We start from the raw sequence: 17,572 nt of genomic DNA, 5'->3' as shown, positions 1-17,572 counted from the left end.
CACAGGCTGAGAGTACTACCATGTCTGTGCCATCTAGTTGTATGCCCATCAGGTCTAAGGCAGTAACTTTGCCAGTGTAGCTATTTGCTGTTGCTCCTGTTAGGGCTATTCCTGATTTGAGCATGGGGTTGTCAATTTCTGGGTCATTGATAAAAAATCCATGACTGGCTATGTGTAATAGTTTGCTGTCTTTGGTCTGTAGCAGGTTGTCTTTATTGGCTTGTTCACGGCTATAGCTTTGTATCTTACCTTGGTGCTGTTTTAGGGTGGCAATGATGTCTTCGGCTTCTTGTTGGGTGCCGGGGAGGTCATTAAAGGTTAGATTTCTTAAACTGGTGTTACTGCTAATATCGGTGTTGCGGGTGATGGCTTGTCGGTTGTCTGCTTCATCTTTGTGCTTGGTGTCGTGGTAGTCGGGGTTATAAAATATGGTCAGGTCTTTGTTGGGGATGGTATGTTTGGGCTGTTTGTGTAGGCGTAACCATTCTTTGCCACTGGGTATGTAGCGAATACGATGACTTTGGATTAGGTATTGTCCTTGTGGGTCAATAAGGGCGTCAAAGGGTAATAGTCGCAGTGCACCATCGGCTGAGATGATGAGTTCTGCTTTGCTGTCGATGTTTAGTTTAGTGTCGCTGATAAGGTGTTGGTAGAGCTGTTGTAGGTATTGTTGGTTGTTGTGCGACATTTGGTTGTTTAGTTGGTGGATACGTGCAGTTTTGAGGCTGCTATTTAGGGTTTTGTTGTTGTTGATGCTGGTAATTTGGGTTTGGGTGTCTTGAATGCTGTTTTGTAGGTCATGGGTGAGTTTATCTATTTGACTGCTGTTGTTTATGCGCTCAAAGGTTATGTGGTTGTTGTGGTCTAGGGTAAAGATGTAGTAGCCGTCTTCGGTATGGGCAAAGTCTATGTATAGTTGGTCTGCTGTTAGGGTGTCGGCAATTTGTTGGCTGCTAATGTTTTTTAGCCCAAGTTCTATACGAAAGCTGTCTGCTTGTGCAGCAAGTTGGCTTTCTAGGTCTGCTATTTTGCTTTGGGCTTGGTTGATTTGCTCTGTTGTTTGTTCAGGATCAATTTTTCTATTATCAGTACTATTTAATAATTGCTTGTAAAGATCAGTTAGGTATTGCTTTTGTTGAGTAATCTCATCAATTTTGTTGGCAATTTTAAGGTATTTACTATTGTTTCTAAGCATGGCAAGCATGTTTTCATTGTCATATAATGCACCTTTGCTGTTTAGCCATGCGTTTAGGGTGTCTTGATGTATTTGGGTGTTAGTGATGGCTTTTAGTTCAGGGGTATATTTTAGTTCTTCTGCTGTGGGTTGTAGAGGTTTGTCTGCTTGTGCTTGGATAAGGCTGTGGGCGGTTTTAAGCACTAATGGGGTATAGTAGGAGTTAGTTTTGATAAAAGCTTGTTTTCTTTGATTAGCAAAGATACTTTCAAGATTAAAGATATAAAGTTTATGAGATAACATTGCGTAATAATGGGCTGCTAGCAATCGATCAAAACTACTATGTAAGACAGCCAAATTATTATAACTAGAAGCTGTGACAATATCATAAGTGCCAAATACTTTTTCTCTAATCTCTAACGCATGTTGATATGCAACTACAGCTTGATTATATTTACCTAAAACCTCATAAATCCCAGCTAAATTATCATAACTAAATGCAGTATTGGGATGCTCCTCACCGAGTATTTTTTTATGAATCTCTAACGCACGTTGAAATAATATTAAAGCTATATCATTATAGCCTAATATTTGATATTTTCCAGCTAAACCGGTATAAATGGTTGCTGTAGTTTGATGCACTTCTCCAAAGACTTTCTCGCTAATAGCTAATGACTTCTGGTATAAAGGCAAGGCTTTATCATAATCCCCTAAATTATTATATAAGAAAGCCAAATTGTTATAACTGCTTGCTGTATCTGGATGATCTTCTCCCAATACTTTCTCTCTAATAGCTAATGATTTCTGATATAAAGATAAAGCTTTATTATAATCTCCTAAAGTTTCATATAAGCTAGCCAAATTGTTATAACTGGTTGCTGTACTTTTATATTCCTCTCCCAATACTTTCTCAAAAATAGCTAATGATTTTTGGTATAAAGGTAAAGCTTGCTTATATTGCCCTAACCGTTGGTGATAATTGGCAACTATTTCTATAATATCCGCATAATAAAGTGACTCTTCACCAAATTGCTGTTTTATGATATCTTGTTGCTGCTGAGCTATTGTAAACCCCTGTTTCCATTCTTGATTCTGGTAAGCTTGATTACGCTGTGAAGTTAATTGCTGATAATTTAACCATACCTGTTGCCATTGCAATACCATATATTTTTGATACTCTTCTGCCTGTACTGGAGTATAAATATTATCTAATAAAACAAAGTCTTGCTTAGCTTCAGTGACAAAATCTTCTCCATTACCTTGTGTCGCAGCCATAGCAAGGCTTTGATTATACATCTGCTTGGCAGTATCCATATTACCCTGTGCTGCTTGGATATGCGCCAGATTAATAATATCTGCTGGCGAGGCATAGTCTGATAAATATGCTTGTTGGCAATAATCTTTTGCTAAGTTAATCTGATTTGTTAATAAAACTGACCAACATCCTAAGCTAGTAACATATTTATTTTGTGAATAGGTCTGCATCAGTTGTGCTAATGCAGGTAGATAAGACTTAAGGTATTGTTGTTGCTCTACTTTTGATAGTTCAATAAAGGAGTCAATAAATTGCTGCGCATTTTCTTCATTAGGCTGTTTTTGGTACAACTGCTCAGCAATCAGATAGGCAGAGTGTTTATCTTTTTCATTTTGTTGGGCAGTTTGTAGTTTTGTAGTTAACTGCTCTACACTTAGACTTACCAAATCTTGTTTCTCTACTTCATCTGCTGCCATCACTGATGATGATATCAACGAAATACTCAATGCTAACGCTCGTATTTTTATCGTCATTATCCTGTTCCTTTTGGATGATTAAACTATATTACATATGTTCAAAATATATATGTTTGAATTTATATTGCTGCTTATGGATATTTAATTGGCTAAACTATTAGCTGTATTACTTATATATTTTACTAATGATCCACCTTATCCCAAGGACTGTTTTTAACCATCTCTTCTAATATACGCTGAGTCTCTAATAATTTTTTCTCAGTCATCTGGTGACTCTCACGTTCTTGCTGATACTTATCTTCAACTGTATTAAGCTGCTGCTGTGCATTGAGTAAACGTTTTTCAATATCTAGATTTTGCTCTTGTAATGCCAGCTTTTGTTGCGTCTCTTGTAACCATTGCTGTTTTAAGTTCTGATTATGCTCCACTAACTTATTTTTCTCATACTCTTGACGTATTTTTTGCCTTTTTTGGTTACGATGCTCCACATACTCAAACACATATTGAGCAATATTGATGGCCAACAGGGGTAAACCAAACTCTAACCAAACTCCTTGAGAAAACATCCAGTGATAAAACAATACGATACAAATGATCACCAAGCCAATATTAATAAAGGTCGCCCATTTAGGACTAAACTTAGCAAATATCAACGCAGCCATGACAATAATCAGACCATTAAATACAATGCGCTGCCACAGTGTCATCTCACTAATAGAACCAAACTGATCAAATGATACCAGCGCATTAAGATTAACCAATACACCAGGCATATCTCCAATCGGCGTACGAAAATTATCTTTGGCACTGGCATATGCTGCACCTATCGCTACAGGACTATCTTGCCATGCCCCTTGCTCGTATTCAGACTGGAGCATCATTAAAGGAGTGGTTAATTGATATTTTTTTTCATGGCGACTTAAGATATCTTCTTGCCAAGATTTCATCGAGTATATGATACGGTTATCAACGATATCGCTGTCTTTTTTTACCACAAAATTATTAACAAAATAGTCGATGGTTATATTGCATTGTTCTGAAGTTGGATTAGCAAGATGGTTTTGAAAATCATGTTGATTATAAGCTTCATAACCCTTGGGTATGGAAGTTATATCTTTCGCTAGATACGTCGGGGCAATACAAGGTTGAGTCGTATCAAGCTGGCAAAAGGACTTTAATTTATTATCATCACTAAGCGTAATGAGCTGCTCATAAGTATTATTAATAAAATCTTTTCTAGCCGTTGTGGTCAAATTACTATTGCTACTCGAGACAGTGTCAAAACTATGTAGCCAAGGTAATTTTGCTAATGTTGGAGCAATCTGGTGAGCTGGACCGGCTTCAATACTTTTTACTACATGATAAGCAAGCTGAGGTGAAGGCAAGAATACCCAACGGCTGTTAGCATCTATGACATCATTACTGGCGGTATGGGCAGTAGGTATATTATCAGAAATTCCCTGACTAGCATTAAGCTTATCAGAGGCGTGCCATTGAAACGCATTAAATAACTTCCAATATCTGACGACCCCATCTGTACTTTGATAATAAGTCGGAGATACTGGATGTATATACAAGTTGCCACTCTGTAGTGGATAATGTAGCCAAATATTATCTGAAATAGAGGTAAAATATTCTTCGTTGGGCAGACAAGGATCTACCATGGTTGAGGTAGCTACATATAAATGTAGCGGTTGTGGGTTATCTTTATACTTATCAATAAAAGACTGAACTGCTGCTAGATTTTTTTCATCTACTTCAAAAGTAAAATCAATAAATACATGACGGCTACCAAGCTGATATGCTTTATCTACCAACTGCAAGATATTGACTACTGCTTGTTTATCTGGATCTTGCAACCACTCACTATTTTGTTCAGACTCCTCATCAATAACCAGTAATACTGGCTCGCTATCAAACACCCCTTTTTTATCACTATATTCAGTAAATACCTGCAATGTTGTATCAAATATTGATTCTTTAATATCATGAACATAGGTGATTTTATCCATCTGAGATAATAATCCAGACGAAACTATACCGACTGCCATTGCAATCAAAAATCGTTTTGAAAAATCTGATAAATTATTGAGTTGCTCTTTAGTTTGAATAAAATAATGCTGGGTAAATTGGGTAGTTTTGGTTGACTTTAATAGCCAGCTAACCACCTTGATAAAAGGGTATAAAATCAGCTTCGCTAATATCAATAACTTAAATAAAAACGAGGAGGGTGACCGAGACTTCACTTTAAAATACCCTTTAATCCATTAAAACCGTATACGATTATTGCTCAATGACTGTTTGTTGCTGTTGTGGCTGTCCTATATCTGAGCAATAGCTACGTTGATAAAAATGAAGTAGAGAGTAAATAGGTGGAGAGATATTTTGTTGATCGTCAGTATTAGCTGCTATCATGCTAAGTTGATTGATAGCATTTAGATAAAGTATTGAATGATCTTTTTTAAAAACATCAATCTGATAAATAATATTTTTTTGTTTTTCTATACTATCTACATCTTCTCCTTTTTGCACTTGATACCAATGAGGAAGAGCCAAACTATCATTCGCCTTCCACTCTTCTTGCACTTGATACCAATTAGGAATATTTAAGCTATTATCGGCTTCTTTGCTTATATTTTTTATATCCATAGAATAAATTAACATCATATCTTCTTTCTGACTATTATCAGTCAAATGATCACTAATAGTAAGACTATACATCTTGTTTTTGTCAAATTTTATATTTGTAAAGATTGCAAAATTATCTTTTATTTCAACTGTTTGTATAGGATTTTTTTTCGTTAGAGAGTATAAAGCAGAATCTAATGTTTTTTCTGCTTGTTGTCCTATCGTCTCAATACCTTGTTTCATGGGTTCTTGCACATCTTGTTTTGCAGTATTTTGTGCAACTTCACTACTATTACTATTTTTTTCTTGGCTTAAATTATCAGTAGATAAGTCATATATATTCAATGTAGCATAATACTGATCTGGTATTGATTTAAAAGGAATACCAAAGCTAGAATAATGACCTGATTGTATATATTGATAACTGGACGAACTACCAAGGCAAGCAGTTAAACTGTCCAACTCACCATCGTCTGAAGTGGTACTACCACCTCTATTAGAATTTCGATGTGCTTGTGCCTGTGTTGGTCGAGAAAATGGTGCTTTTACTGTTTCAATCAATCTAGTTATAAGCCCTACACTCCACTGACCTATACCATCTTCCTCAAGATTGATACACTTACCTTTTGCAATACTCACATTTTTGGAATTGCTAACACCAATCATGCTTTGACTAATCTTAATATCGCGTTGTCCTGTATTGCAGACTTGAGTGTTAACAGGTAAACGTTTCCATTGCACATTTCTAAGTATACTGTAACTATATGATTGTCTTCTTTGATTAGGTGGTGTGACAGATATGCTATCTCCATACTTTCTATCAACCACATTAATTTGAAACCCTGTCGTTTCACCACCATATGTATAGCTACTTACTGTTAAAATCATACCTGCCATAAGTAGCTGTGATCTTGTTATCTTTTGCATATTCCATCCCCCAGAACCTAATGATATTTATAAACCTATGTATTCATGAATTTCATTTTTAGACTATCTCAGTCACAATTTAAGTAATGTTTAATACAAAATATAGTTGTAAATATATCATAATATCACTTAATGAAAACATTATCTGAATAAAAATAATAATGTCTGAAACAAAGCGTGCCGTTGCTCTCAACTAACCATGATACAAGTATTGGATATATTATTTATCTTGGATTAAACATATCTGATCATCTTACTCATCAACTCCCCCGAATCACAATTATTTTGCTACAATACGCCCGATTTTATCCAATTTTCACCTTAATAGTTAATACATCATATTTAAGAGAGACAATCCATGGGCTTTAACTGCGGCATCGTCGGCTTGCCAAACGTCGGCAAATCTACCCTATTTAATGCACTCACCAAAGCGGGTATTGCCGCTGAAAACTTTCCGTTTTGTACCAAAGATCCCAACGTAGGTATCGTTCCTGTACCTGATCCACGTTTAGATAAATTAGCTGCTATTGTTAAACCTGAGCGGGTACTACCTACCACCATGGAGTTTGTTGATATTGCAGGCTTGGTGGCTGGTGCTTCTAAAGGCGAAGGAATGGGCAATCAGTTTTTAGCAAATATTCGTGAGACACACGCCATCGCTCATGTGGTACGCTGTTTTGATGATGATAATGTGGTGCACGTTGATGGACGAGTCAGCCCCATTGATGATATCGAGACCATTAATACCGAGCTGGCATTATCTGATCTTGAAGCGGTCGAACGCGCCATTTTGAATTTAAACAAAAAAGCAAAAGGTGGCGATAAAGACGCTAAAGCGGCTTTGGAAGTATTTCAAAAAGTAGAACCACTGCTAGCAGAAGGCAAACCTGCACGTGCAGCAGGACTCGATGATGATGAGAAAAAGCTGATTAAAAGCTACGGGCTAATTACCCTAAAACCGACCATGTATATTGCTAATGTCAGCGAAGATGGCTTTGAAAATAATCCATACTTAGATGCTGTACAAGACTATGCCAAAAATGAAGATGCCATTGTATTGGCAGTATGCAATCAAATTGAAGCTGAAATTGCTCAACTTGATGAAGAAGATAAACAAGACTTTTTAGATAGTATGGGTATGGTCGAGGCAGGATTGGATCGTGTTATCCGAGCAGGCTATAGCTTACTTGATATGCAAACCTACTTTACTGCTGGGGTCAAAGAAGTACGAGCATGGACAGTCAAAGTTGGCGCGACTGCACCTGAAGCTGCTGGTGTCATTCATACTGACTTTGAACGTGGCTTTATCCGTGCTGAGGTCATTGCTTATGAAGACTTCATCGAATATGGTGGAGAAAAAGGGGCATCGGCAGCAGGAAAATCACGCTTAGAAGGTAAAACTTATATTGTCCAAGATGGCGATGTGATGCACTTTAGATTTAACGTTTAATTAATTTTATCTTTAAATAAGTTAGTTAGTATTTTAAAATAAAAAGATCACTTCTATAATTTTTGGAATTGATCTTTTTTAAAGTTAATTTCGTGTTATATTATAACATTCTATATATTAAATAAGGAACAGTTATGTTTTCATTCACTACTAGCAAAACCAAAGTACGTTTATTCTCTCCCCTATGTGCAACATTACTTGTGCCTTGTTTAATGCTAAGCGCATGTCAGAAAAATGATGCCACTCAAACAGCAAATACAACGGAACCTAACCAAGAGGTGGAAGCGCACGATCATGATCACGAAGAACACGACCATGATCACGAAGGACATGACCATGATCACGAAGGACACGACCACGATCATGAAGGGCACGACCATGATCACGAAGGACACGACCATGATCACGAAGGGCATGACCATGATCACGAAGGACACCATCATCATGGCGCACATGACCCTGCTAATATGACTAAATTTTCATGTGAGCCAGAAAATGAAATTTTTGCTCATTATCATAATGATGAACAACCAAAAATTGTGCATTTACTCATTGATGGTGTTGAGTATGAGTTAAGCGAAACTCCATCAACCTCAGGCACACTCTATAGCTCTGATATCGGTCTCACAGATGATCAAGGCATCGCCTGGAAAGTCACTAGTGAAGATAAAACCCAATTATCAAGCTTTGCTGTAAATGGTGGACAAGCGACTGATGGTAAAGTCCTTTTTGAATGTAAAAAAGACTCTTAAACAGCAATACTTATACCCGCTTTGATAAATTGTTTTTCATGAGTTATTTACCTACTATCACGCTCAACCTCTTCCAAGCCTCCCCTTATTTTAAGGGAGGATTTGGCAGGGGTCATAAATCAATTGAGTAAATACCGTACCACAACTGCGTTTATAGCTTGCTACTACCTTTTTTAATGTGTTACGTTATCCTTAAATAAAAATAGCAATCAATAGGATACGATAATAACAATGACTAAAAAAAAGACAGCTAGTAAAGTCGCAACACCTAGCAAACAATGGTCATATCTATTAAGTGATCGCCGCTTAGGAAGCATTAAAAAATATAAGAAAAAAGAGAAATCGCGCACACCATTTCATAAAGACTATGACCGTCTGATTTTTTCACATTCGTTTCGGCAATTAAACCAAAAAACCCAAGTCCATCCATTGACCAATCAACTGGGTATTCACACACGTCTAACCCACTCATTAGAAGTTTCCTGTATTGGACGCTCATTAGGCATGCGTGCCGCCGAAAAACTTCATGAACACCTTAGTAATGGTTTACCTCGAGGCATCAGTGTCGCTGATGTGGGGGTAATAGTACAAGCAGCTTGTCTGGCACATGACATTGGCAATCCACCTTTTGGTCATGCTGGTGAGTATGCGATTAGAGATTGGTTTCATCACGCCAATCAAGCCAAATTACTGCAACATATTCCAGCTCATCAGCGTTGGGATTTGCTGGGTTATGAAGGCAATGCACAAGGCTTTCGCTTACTGACACGTAATGAACATCACCCCAATCAAGGTGGTATGCGCTTAACTTGTGCAACTTTGGGTGCATTTATGAAGTATCCTTGGTTGGCAGCACATAGCAATGGCAAGCAGCAACACAATCAACAATCACAAACAGGATTGAATATCCAAAAGTATGGCTGTTTTGCCAGTGAAGAGAAACAACTACATGATCTGGCAGCACAGCTACACCTTCCTATCTCTCCGATACATGATGGCTATGCCCGCCACCCCCTCGCCTATCTGCTTGAAGCTGCTGATGATATTTGCTATGCGCTCATTGATTTAGAAGATGGTATCCATTTACGCATGTTACCCTACGCTGAGGTTGAGGCATTGATGCTATCGCTGATAGGCAAACGTGGTATACCACCTGAGGTAAAAAATAATGCGCCCATAGCACAAAAACTGGCAGCTCTCAGAGGACGTGCCATGATGCGCTTGGTGGACAAAGTCAGCGAAGCATTTATTCGTCATGGCTCAGAACTATTAGCAGGTACCCTACAAAGCAGCTTGTTTGATTATTGTCAGGCAGATGTTCGAGATGGCATTGCTGCTGCTAAGCATCTGGCGCAAGAACAGATATTTGCGCACAGTGACAAAATACGTATGGAGCTGATGGCAAATCGCTGTTTACAAACCTTGCTCAGCGCCTTTATGCCGCTGGCATTATTACCCCAATCAAACCAGCCTGCTGATTTTGAACAACAACACTTACTAAGGCTGATTGGCTCACATTTGCACCAAAATCATCGTATACTAGACGATGATGTCTATCATAATACACTTAACATTCTCGATTTTATCACGGGTATGAATGACCACGAAGCCTATCGTCTGGCTCAAGAGTTAAGTGGTAGTCATAGTGCAGGCTGGTAATTATGATAGACAACTGTATTCTCTACTGTTGATTTAATGAATCACCTTAAAAGATTAATACAAAATTAGCCCTCGTTTTTTTGTGTAGAACTCAGTATCATAATAGCCCATTAATCATAATATACAGTCCAATGAATTCAAGAGAACAAAAAAAACTACAAACCCGCCACGCTTTTTTTAATGCTGTACTTGATTTGTGTATGACTGGTCAATCTTTTGGCTCTATTAGTCTGCGTCAAGTAACTCGTGAAGTTGGTGTTGTGCCCACCGCATTTTATCGTCATTTTGATGACATGGAAAAACTCGGTCAAGCACTGGTCGAAGATGAAATGGGGACCGCACTCTCTGTACTCGGAGAACGCCTACAGATCGGACGTACCCGAAGCTTTGATCGTCAAATTGCTAAAAGCATTCAATTATTTTTCCAATCAATTGATGAGCATCCACGCTATTGGCAGTTTATGGTCAGTGAGCGTTTTGGTGGTTCAGAAGCGGTACGTAATGCCATTGATAATCAAATCAAATTATTTGCCAAAATAGTTGGTGCAGATCTTGGGTTGCAACCTGCCTTTGCTCATATTGATGACTATGATCGTCAACTTTTAGCGATTGCAGGTTTAAATTTATTTATGTCGTGGATTATGGATTGGTTGGATTTGACCTATAGCGAACAGTTCGATAAAGACATAGACAAAAAAGCTTTAGAAGCAAAAAAGCAAGAACAACTACACCGCTGTACACGTCAAGCACAAATGCTGTTTTATGGAGCAGAGAACTGGAAATCGTCTGAACAAACCATCTTAAATGATGACTGATTTTATGTTGCTGAGTTTAAATAAATAGGTGGTGTTTCAAAAAGTATGCTGTGGCTATTTTTAATAAATTACCATAGCTTCAGCCCTCCCCCTAGCCCCCTCCTTGTAGGAATTTCTATTTAAAGAAATTCCCTTGCGAGGCTAAAATTGCAGTGCAATTTTTTAACGCCTCTCAGGGAGGGGGAACAGTTCCCTCCCCCTGAGGGGGAGGGATAGGGAGGGGGTAGCATACTTTTTAGAACACCATCAATAAAAATAAATACGTTACTTTGAATTAGATAAGTTATTTTAACGAATTGCTATAACACCTGTATTTAAAGATTAGGGCGATATGTCCACAATTTTCGATTATAAGGGCGAATCACACGCTGAGCAGCTTGCTCTCCTATGTTCCCTCCTATGCCACTGTTGGCTGGCTGCTGATTGTCAGCTTGTCCATTATTTGCTGCATCTGTCTTAGCCACTTTGCTGATAAATGTAGTGGCATAGCGATGCTTAGCGTCCACTTCCACATCAATCAAGACCTCAAATGCTTGGCTATCTACAGCAAGTAAAGGGCGAACAGCCGCTTTGGCTTTTTCATCCAAACCTGCAAACCCTTCTGTTTGCATCAGATTATCCAAGCTATCAAAGGGCTGTGTTTGTACCGCCTTCACCAGTGGCGCAAACTGCGCTGCGCTGCCACCTTCTACCAAAGATGCCAATACCACCGCATCAGCCGTATTAGCATTAACTGGCAAATAATAAGGCACTGCTGTAATATAAGGTTTCAGCGTCGCCAGCTTTGCAGGAGTAAATCCTTTAACCGCTGCGAGCTCATCAACACTAATAAAAGGTTGGTTGGTAATACTCGCCACCACAGATTGCGAATTTTTATTGTCCTGCGCCTCATAAGCGTCACGCTCTGCTCCACCTTCTGCAAGAGTTTCATTGTCTGGGTCTTGCCAGTCTAATACTGCATACGCCAGGATAGGATCTAAACCCACATTGCTCAGTAATCGCTGAAAGGCTGCTAAGGCTGCCTCATCAACCGCACCATCATGATATAAGTTATTGATATTAAACTTTCGTGAGGCATCATAAATATTTAGGGTAACTTTATGCGATCCTATCTGTAGTGGTTTTGGTTTTTGCGCCCAAGCATCTTGCATACTATCACTGTTGTTTAGTGTCATGTCTGCGGCAATTAAACCTGCGGCAATCTGCTCTGCTGCCACAATATCTTGCAAAATTTGATTTTGATCCAAGAGTAGCATTTGTTTACGTAAAGCGATTTTTTGACTGGCAAGCATCGAGCCTGCCACCACAGTAATAACCACTACCAGTAATAGCACAGTCAATAAAGCCATGCCTTGTTGACGCTTTGGAAGCATAAAATTTACTGTGGTTTTTGACATATTAAAATATTTTATTTATCTGCTTAAAGTAATGGCTTAGGATTCTGGTTTCGGATCAGGATCAGGCTTTGGTTTTGCTATCACATCGACTACTGGTGGTGTCGACTGTAATGCAAATTGCCAACTTATGGGTACTTGTTGAGCACCCATTTGATAGCCATACTCTATCATAATACCTTTGGGTAAACTGCCTTTATTCGCTGCATTTTTTTTCTCTGCATCCTCACTATTAGCACTGGGTAAACCAGAATCTTCTGTCACGCTAGGATCTGGAAATGTCGCCATAGGCTCTGGATTTAATGCTTGAAAACGTAGCTGGGATATATCTGAGATAAGTATACTTTGCAGCGGGGTTTGTGTATCAGCAGTGTTTAAAGAATCAAAACGCTGACGAATCAATTGGTTACCTTCAACTCGATAGACAATACGTTCCAATAGTGGTGAGCTTTGATAACGGGGGTCTGGGTCAGCAAAACGAATAAAACTTATCGAGTCCGCAGCAAGGGTAAAGCCATTGGTGTGTCCCACATCTATAGCTCCTTGTATAGCCCCTTGACCATTTGCTAAACCATTTAAGCTGCTTGGTGATGCTGCCTCAGACAGTCCACTATCAAGCTGATAGGGTATCGCCTGTGCCATATCCTTTTGAATTTGCAAATAAGCAAACTGTAGTTCACTTAATGCGGTTGTTTGTAGCTGTGCTCTATCTTTGCTACGATTAAGACCATCAAACACCTGCCAGCCCGCGACTGCCAATATAGCAAATATAGTCATCGCTACCATCAGCTCTAGCAAAGTAAAACCACGCTGATCATAACTAGGAGAGGCTAAAGGTAAATGGGTCATTAATTTCTCAAAATAGTCTAATAGTCTATGGGCAATCTATAGGCAAATACTCACTCAGCTTAGCGCGCTTAGCTAAAAAACCACCTTTGTGGACTACAAATACACATTGTTAGTTTTGTGGGTTTTTAATAACCACATTTAAATCCGTCACATTGTTTTTAACTTGTCCATCTATCACAGGCGCAACTTGAATATTAACAATCTGTAGAGAATTCTCCACCGCAATCCCAGCCATAGGCTGTGGCACTAATACCACTTGCCAATCTCTTCCTTGTGATGATACCTGCTGTGATTGCTGTGCCGTTAACCACTTATTATGAATTTTTAAATCTGCACCTGCATTTTGCGCCACAAAGTGTGCCAATGTTTGTGTTTTTAGATTATCTACTGAGCGCAGGTAAGTACCACTTGCTTGGCTTGCTACAATAGCAACAACTGCCAAAATTGCCAAAGCAACCATGACCTCAATCAGGGTAAAACCACCTTGTTTTTGCCTTTGTTGACTGAAATTTTGGCTAAAAGTTTGCTGGTTTGACAAAAAGCGGAAATGTGCAGCACAATATGAGCATCGATATTCACGCATCACGACTGCCCTACTTTAATCTGACCATTTGGCATCACCGTAATCACCTCACCCACCAAGCGATCATGATAGCGCACTTCAATAGTCACAGGAGAAGCCTCACCTGTACCATACCACAACACCTTAGGCACATCATTGCCTTGAAACCACGGCTGCAAATCTTGCGTAGACTTATTTTGAGTTGATAAAGAAGAGATGGTTAGTACCACATCAGGAGGTAATTCAGGCAGGGTAATACTTGGCTCAGGTTGCCAAGTTGGCTTTTGACTATTTTTTTCATCACTACTCATGGCAGAAAGCTCCATGGCATTTTTTGGCTGATCCCCACTACTGACAGCCGTTGTGGTCAAAAACACATAAGGATCGCTCAAACTGAGAATGACTGGTGATGCTTGTCCATCTACTTTTGATTGCATCGCTAAGCCCATTGGCTGCATTTGCTCGGCTGAAAGCAGACGTACATATTGCAAACTGTCTATTAAATGCTCATAGAATGCTCTGTTTTTACGACTCTCAGTACTGCCAACAGACATGGTCATCATGGCTGCAAATACAGACAAAATGACCACCACCACCATCATCTCAATTAATGTAAAGCCACTTTGCCTATTATCAACAGATACGTCTTGACTTACATTACCAGAGTTAGAATAAAAAATCATACTAACCATATTAACCATACTAATAGACGACTGTTTTAATTGAATAAACTGTATCTTAGAAAATTGCGATAAACGATAATATGATTTTAAATAATATCTATTCATTATAAAGAGGATTGCTGATGTGCCTTGGTTTCAGAATCAATCTGATTCACCAAAGCAGCCATGTCATCATCTGCACTGTCAGTACAAGGATATTGCTTTGGTAAGTCTAATATTTGCTGCACCAATGCATAACGCAGGGTATCACGCCTTCCAAGATAACGCTGATAAAAACTTGAATTTAGTAGACTAGCGCCCCCTTGTCCCATCGCCCAAATAGTCGACATATAATCTCGTGTACTCAAACCACTATTTTGACTTTGTAGATAATGACTGGTGATATTAATCAAGCGTTTCATACGCGCACGGCGAATATCATACAATTCACCAAACATACGATTCAGCCCAATGGCGGATGACGCCAATCTTTCCTCTATCTGATTTAATAATAAAGCTTTTTGAGGGTTTAATAATTGTTGTAAAATGATACGAGCTACTCCAGCAGCAGGTTCATCTTCGATTTTATTAATCAAAAACAACTGTTCTTCATAACGGATAATAATGCGCAAATACAACTCATCTTTACTGGCAAAATGCTTATACAGTGTTCCTTTTGCCAAATCCAACTGATCTGCCAAACTATCTAGGGTAATATCTCCATTGCCCGTTTCCAGAAGCAACTGCTCTGCCATCGCTAATATGTTTTCTTCGCGTTGTTTGAATTGCTGCTGTCGACTCATGGACACTCCTATCAACTATTATTACTTATCTTATATAATTTATAACCTGATATAACCTGGTTGTTACTGTTTTATTGTTGTCACAGAACTGTGCTAAGTTTTATCATGCTTAGTCAATTAAACCCTAAATTCCTATTATTCTATGACTGTATAGTCATAACTACTTTATAGCATACCGATTTTAATGGTATTGTTCCAGTAAATTATTAAAATTTTTCGTGGTCAACTCTGCCACTGCCTCAGTAGACATAGCAAACAGCTCTGCCAGACAACTGGCGACATAAGGCACATAGGCAGGCTCATTGGGCTTGCCCCGTTTTGGTACGGGCGCAAGATAAGGGCTGTCTGTCTCTATGAGTAATCTATCTTTGGGAACTTTGAGCGCAGCATCACGCAAACTTTGAGCATTTTTAAAGCTCACAATGCCCGAAAAAGAAATATAAAGCCCCAAGTCCAAAGCCTGCTTTGCCGTCTCCCAATCTTCAGTAAAACAGTGAATAATGCCATGTTCTGCTTTTTCAGCCTTCAGAACCGCTAACGTATCATGTTTGGCTTCACGAGTATGAATCACTAAGGGTTTTTTTAGAATCTGACTGGCATGTACATGACGAGTAAGACTGGCTTGCTGCGCTTGTATATTCTCATCACTCCAATAATAATCCAATCCTGTCTCACCAATTGCCCACACATGATCTGCACTTGCCATCTCAACCAAACGCTCTACCGTGGCAGACTCTAGTACAGCTAAATCCTCACATGGATGCACACCAACACTCATTCCCAATGTCAAAGTATTGTCACTATATTGCTGTACAATTTGATAAATATCATCGTATTCGGCAATATCACACATGATTGCCATGGCTCGATTCACATTGGCAGCTTTCATCGCAGCAATCGCTCCTGCCAATTTACCATCATATTTAGTCAGATCGAGTCGATTTAGGTGACAATGGCTATCTGTAAACATAAGTTTCCAATTTATAAATAAATGTAATAGTATATTAAAATATAGAAGCTATAACTTTTTTATTACTGCATTTTAGTGAACTATATAATAATGATAATTTTTTAATAAACAACAATTTGTCCAAACTTATCCAAACAATTTTTTATAAATTATGATTAATACTAGTGTCTGTTGAACATTTACCCCATTGGACTAATATCTACAAGGGATATAACTATTTTTTACTTTTATGTAAAAATTAGCTAAATTTGCATGATGAAGCGTTAATGAACTTGTTCATATCCCTGCTGTTATTAACCAGAGCTACCTGCGTTCATTGCCTTGACTAAGACAATCAGACAATCAGACAAATTTGTCTCAATTTTTCCTATGAAGATGAATATTCAACAAACCCTAATAATAAATAATTATTTTAATACAAATCACAAATTTGTGCAGTATCAGTTCATTATATCTCTACTTTACTTTTCATCTAAACAGACTATCAATAACATAGAGCTCAACAGTTTATGAATAATAATTTGCTACAACTCTATAGAAACATCAAACCATCACTATATAAAAAAATCTATAAAAATCGTTTCCATATCATTGATAATGGTCAACATAATACATTTGCCATTGAAGCAAATAACCATATTATTGGACACTGCCCCATGACCATTCGCAAAGGCTGTCATAACCACATAGCCATTGGTAAAAACGGTAAATTTAACCAATTAAAAATAGATATTGATGGCAATCACAATACTGTCAATATTGCTGATGAGGTGAAATTCTCTGGGCATTTACTCATTGTTGGTGATAACCTACATATTAAAATAGCAGCAAAGACCACCGCCATTGACTGTTATATATTGGCACGCGATAAAAGCGTTAACATTGGCTCTGAATGTATGATCTCACGGGGCATTGAAATCAGGGCAACCGATGTGCATAAGGTATATGATCTACAAACCAAACAAAGACTCAATCATGCCACTACTGACATTCATATTGGTGATCACGTTTGGATAGCTGCCAATGTCACCATCTCCAAAAATGTACATATTGCCGATGGATGTATTGTCGCTGCTGGCGCATTTGTTAATAAGCCTGTCCATACGCCCAATTGCCTGATTGCAGGTACACCCGCCAAAATAGTCAAAACGGGTATTTACTGGGAGCGTTAAAGCTTTAACAACCTGTATTCATCA

14 protein-coding genes are annotated in these 17,572 nt (G+C 38.5%); 5 read left to right on the top strand and 9 right to left on the bottom strand.

Features of this window, described 5'->3' with window-relative positions; translation table 11 throughout:
- The 3 genes from FHK89_RS01865 to FHK89_RS01855 form a co-directional block, all read right to left on the bottom strand.
- Window positions 1–2,962 (bottom strand): tetratricopeptide repeat protein (locus FHK89_RS01865; protein WP_230656030.1); only part of this gene is annotated, 2,962 nt, incomplete at its 3' end.
- A 125-nt stretch (window positions 2,963–3,087) separates the two neighbouring features.
- Window positions 3,088–5,151 (bottom strand): CHASE2 domain-containing protein, encoded by a 2,064-nt coding sequence (locus FHK89_RS01860; protein ID WP_230656029.1) that lies wholly within the window; start codon window positions 5,149–5,151, stop codon window positions 3,088–3,090.
- A 37-nt stretch (window positions 5,152–5,188) separates the two neighbouring features.
- Complete coding sequence (locus tag FHK89_RS01855) at window positions 5,189–6,460, bottom strand: hypothetical protein (protein ID WP_230656027.1); 1,272 nt, start codon at window positions 6,458–6,460, stop codon at window positions 5,189–5,191.
- Between the two features lie 358 nt (window positions 6,461–6,818).
- On the opposite strand from FHK89_RS01855, the gene ychF reads away from it, so the two are divergent.
- The 4 genes from ychF to FHK89_RS01835 all read left to right on the top strand — a co-directional run bounded on the left by ychF (window position 6,819) and on the right by FHK89_RS01835 (window position 11,136).
- Window positions 6,819–7,910 (top strand): redox-regulated ATPase YchF, encoded by a 1,092-nt coding sequence (gene ychF / locus FHK89_RS01850; RefSeq protein ID WP_230656025.1) that lies wholly within the window; start codon window positions 6,819–6,821, stop codon window positions 7,908–7,910.
- 134 nt (window positions 7,911–8,044) lie between these two features.
- Window positions 8,045–8,662, top strand: a complete 618-nt coding sequence (locus FHK89_RS01845) for an MliC family protein (RefSeq protein ID WP_230656023.1) — start codon at window positions 8,045–8,047, stop codon at window positions 8,660–8,662.
- A gap of 231 nt (window positions 8,663–8,893) precedes the next feature.
- The gene (locus tag FHK89_RS01840) at window positions 8,894–10,321 is read left to right on the top strand and encodes a deoxyguanosinetriphosphate triphosphohydrolase (RefSeq protein WP_230656021.1); all 1,428 of its coding nucleotides are present in this window, start codon (window positions 8,894–8,896) and stop codon (window positions 10,319–10,321) included.
- A 131-nt stretch (window positions 10,322–10,452) separates the two neighbouring features.
- Window positions 10,453–11,136 carry a TetR family transcriptional regulator gene (locus tag FHK89_RS01835; protein WP_230656019.1) on the top strand — a complete coding sequence of 228 codons (684 nt, stop codon included), beginning with the start codon at window positions 10,453–10,455 and terminating at the stop codon, window positions 11,134–11,136.
- 314 nt (window positions 11,137–11,450) lie between these two features.
- On the opposite strand, the gene gspK is transcribed toward FHK89_RS01835, so the two are convergent.
- From gspK to FHK89_RS01805, 6 genes are all read right to left on the bottom strand, one after another.
- Window positions 11,451–12,509 (bottom strand): type II secretion system minor pseudopilin GspK, encoded by a 1,059-nt coding sequence (gene gspK, locus FHK89_RS01830; protein WP_230656017.1) that lies wholly within the window; start codon window positions 12,507–12,509, stop codon window positions 11,451–11,453.
- A gap of 60 nt (window positions 12,510–12,569) precedes the next feature.
- Window positions 12,570–13,379 carry a PulJ/GspJ family protein gene (locus FHK89_RS01825; RefSeq protein ID WP_230656015.1) on the bottom strand — a complete coding sequence of 270 codons (810 nt, stop codon included), beginning with the start codon at window positions 13,377–13,379 and terminating at the stop codon, window positions 12,570–12,572.
- Window positions 13,380–13,488: 109 nt separating this feature from the next.
- Complete coding sequence (gene gspI, locus FHK89_RS01820; RefSeq protein ID WP_230656014.1) at window positions 13,489–13,962, bottom strand: type II secretion system minor pseudopilin GspI; 474 nt, start codon at window positions 13,960–13,962, stop codon at window positions 13,489–13,491.
- Window positions 13,962–14,624 (bottom strand): prepilin-type N-terminal cleavage/methylation domain-containing protein, encoded by a 663-nt coding sequence (locus tag FHK89_RS01815; RefSeq protein ID WP_230656012.1) that lies wholly within the window; start codon window positions 14,622–14,624, stop codon window positions 13,962–13,964. Before FHK89_RS01815 ends, gspI begins: the two co-directional genes overlap by 1 nt.
- A gap of 104 nt (window positions 14,625–14,728) precedes the next feature.
- The gene (locus FHK89_RS01810; RefSeq protein ID WP_230656011.1) at window positions 14,729–15,406 is read right to left on the bottom strand and encodes a TetR/AcrR family transcriptional regulator; all 678 of its coding nucleotides are present in this window, start codon (window positions 15,404–15,406) and stop codon (window positions 14,729–14,731) included.
- Between the two features lie 181 nt (window positions 15,407–15,587).
- Window positions 15,588–16,376, bottom strand: a complete 789-nt coding sequence (locus FHK89_RS01805; protein WP_230656009.1) for a TatD family hydrolase — start codon at window positions 16,374–16,376, stop codon at window positions 15,588–15,590.
- A 509-nt stretch (window positions 16,377–16,885) separates the two neighbouring features.
- Between FHK89_RS01805 and FHK89_RS01800 the strand changes: the two genes are divergently transcribed.
- Entirely contained in the window at window positions 16,886–17,548 is a 663-nt protein-coding gene (locus FHK89_RS01800; protein WP_230656007.1) for an acyltransferase, read from the top strand.
- Window positions 17,549–17,572: the final 24 nt, after the last annotated feature.

Source organism: Psychrobacter sp. I-STPA10 (assembly GCF_021012795.1).
Lineage (GTDB): Bacteria > Pseudomonadota > Gammaproteobacteria > Pseudomonadales > Moraxellaceae > Psychrobacter.
The sequence above is the reverse complement of the archived record's forward strand: the minus strand, read 5'-3'. Positions and strand labels throughout refer to the sequence as shown.

Excerpts from the sequence above, each read along its gene's own strand:
- FHK89_RS01855 (WP_230656027.1), bottom strand. The coding sequence starts at position 6,460 with ATGCAAAAGATAACAAGATCACAGCTACTTATGGCAGGTATGATTTTA.
- gspK (WP_230656017.1), bottom strand. The coding sequence starts at position 12,509 with ATGCTTCCAAAGCGTCAACAAGGCATGGCTTTATTGACTGTGCTATTA.
- FHK89_RS01805 (WP_230656009.1), bottom strand. The coding sequence starts at position 16,376 with ATGTTTACAGATAGCCATTGTCACCTAAATCGACTCGATCTGACTAAA.
- FHK89_RS01840 (WP_230656021.1), top strand. The coding sequence starts at position 8,894 with ATGACTAAAAAAAAGACAGCTAGTAAAGTCGCAACACCTAGCAAACAA.
- gspI (WP_230656014.1), bottom strand. The coding sequence starts at position 13,962 with ATGCGTGAATATCGATGCTCATATTGTGCTGCACATTTCCGCTTTTTG.
- FHK89_RS01810 (WP_230656011.1), bottom strand. The coding sequence starts at position 15,406 with ATGAGTCGACAGCAGCAATTCAAACAACGCGAAGAAAACATATTAGCG.
- FHK89_RS01800 (WP_230656007.1), top strand. The coding sequence starts at position 16,886 with ATGAATAATAATTTGCTACAACTCTATAGAAACATCAAACCATCACTA.
- FHK89_RS01815 (WP_230656012.1), bottom strand. The coding sequence starts at position 14,624 with ATGATTTTTTATTCTAACTCTGGTAATGTAAGTCAAGACGTATCTGTT.
- FHK89_RS01835 (WP_230656019.1), top strand. The coding sequence starts at position 10,453 with ATGAATTCAAGAGAACAAAAAAAACTACAAACCCGCCACGCTTTTTTT.
- FHK89_RS01845 (WP_230656023.1), top strand. The coding sequence starts at position 8,045 with ATGTTTTCATTCACTACTAGCAAAACCAAAGTACGTTTATTCTCTCCC.
- ychF (WP_230656025.1), top strand. The coding sequence starts at position 6,819 with ATGGGCTTTAACTGCGGCATCGTCGGCTTGCCAAACGTCGGCAAATCT.
- FHK89_RS01825 (WP_230656015.1), bottom strand. The coding sequence starts at position 13,379 with ATGACCCATTTACCTTTAGCCTCTCCTAGTTATGATCAGCGTGGTTTT.